This window comes from Okeania sp. SIO2B9 (genome assembly GCF_010672505.1).
Lineage (GTDB): Bacteria > Cyanobacteriota > Cyanobacteriia > Cyanobacteriales > Microcoleaceae > Okeania > Okeania hirsuta.
Genome location: NZ_JAAHGK010001693.1, coordinates 1 through 1,267, shown reverse-complemented (window position 1 = coordinate 1,267; position 1,267 = coordinate 1). Strand labels below are relative to the sequence as shown.

The following is a 1,267-nucleotide window of genomic DNA, read 5'->3' as shown; positions in this document are numbered from 1 at the left end:
TTGTATCTGGCCTAAAAGTTGTTGAGCAGTTCTGATGAACTTTTAATCTCAGAGAAAAGAGTATAATTATTGTTTTTAATATAGATAAATGAGATAAATCCAAGTATAACTACTTAGTAATAAGTTTATTAATATTTAGAATATCTGAAAACTTTTTTGTGAAAGTCTTTAAGATTACATATTGTCCAACTAAAAATGAATATACATCTCAAATGGTATCAATGTCTGGGACCGGCGTTTTTTGACTAGGAGTCAGGAGGACTGAGGACCGAGTCAGGAGATCAGGGGAAAGCATAAAGGAAAAAGGTGGAAAAATACTCCCCATTTCCCTAACTCTCCATCTCTTTTTAAATAAATCTCAAATGAGTTGTATGTGACTAGAGCGATCGCATTTTTATCAGCTCAAATACAATTGCTAAATAACTAGACTTATACTTAATATCTGAAAGAGGTTGAGTTAATTTTAATTAAAATAAATGCAAACAGAAGTAAGATTGAGAGTAGCAGTATTGGGGTTCTTCGTCGCAGACAATCAAGTTTTGTTGTTGCATCAAATGACAGACCCAGAACCTAATTGTTGGGACTTACCAGGAGGGGGACTGCAACCACAAGAGACCCTGATGGAGGGACTAGCGCGGGAAATTAGAGAAGAAACAGGAATTACTGATTTTCAAGTAGAGCGACTGCTAACAATAGCAGAGAATTTTTTTCCTCAAGGGGAGGGGAAGGTACTTCATAGTTTAAATATTATCTATCAATGTAGGGTGGAACCAAAACCAACTAATCTTAGTAGTGACGATCCAGAAGTCGGACCTCTGGGTATTAAGTGGTTGGCGATCGCGACTCTGACACCGCAGATGTGTTCAAATAGAGTTTGGACAGCATTACAAGCAGCAGATTTGGTGTAAATTTGAAAGGAAGAGGGAAGAGGTTCAATAATTGATAATTGATAATTGATAATTACCTCTCCCTAAAAGCTATCCCTTATAAGGAACTCCTGAAAACCTTGTGGTCAGCAGGGGAGCAGAGGAGCAGGGAGCAGGGGAGAAAGGAGAAAGAATCATAGTAGATAGGAAAAACTACTTAAGTTATCAAAAAAAATGTACTTTTTAATACACTTTTTCTCTGACAAAAACCTTTTCAAGACTTATACATAACTTGTCTATTTTGTCAATTTTTATGTAGGAGCAACTGTATAATTGTTTGTGCTTTTAAAGGTGACGATCGCTAAATCTACACCTCTTATTTGATCTGTACCAATGCTGCG

Annotated in this window: 1 protein-coding gene; it reads left to right on the top strand. The window is 36.4% G+C overall.

Going from position 1 to position 1,267, the window contains the following annotated elements; all coding sequences use genetic code 11:
- The first annotated feature begins 476 nt into the window (after positions 1-476).
- Entirely contained in the window at positions 477-908 is a 432-nt protein-coding gene (locus tag F6K13_RS33755) for an NUDIX domain-containing protein (RefSeq protein ID WP_124145750.1), read from the top strand.
- Positions 909-1,267 lie beyond the last annotated feature (359 nt).

Coding starts and splice junctions, on each gene's coding strand:
- F6K13_RS33755 (WP_124145750.1), top strand. CDS start 477: ATGCAAACAGAAGTAAGATTGAGAGTAGCAGTATTGGGGTTCTTCGTC.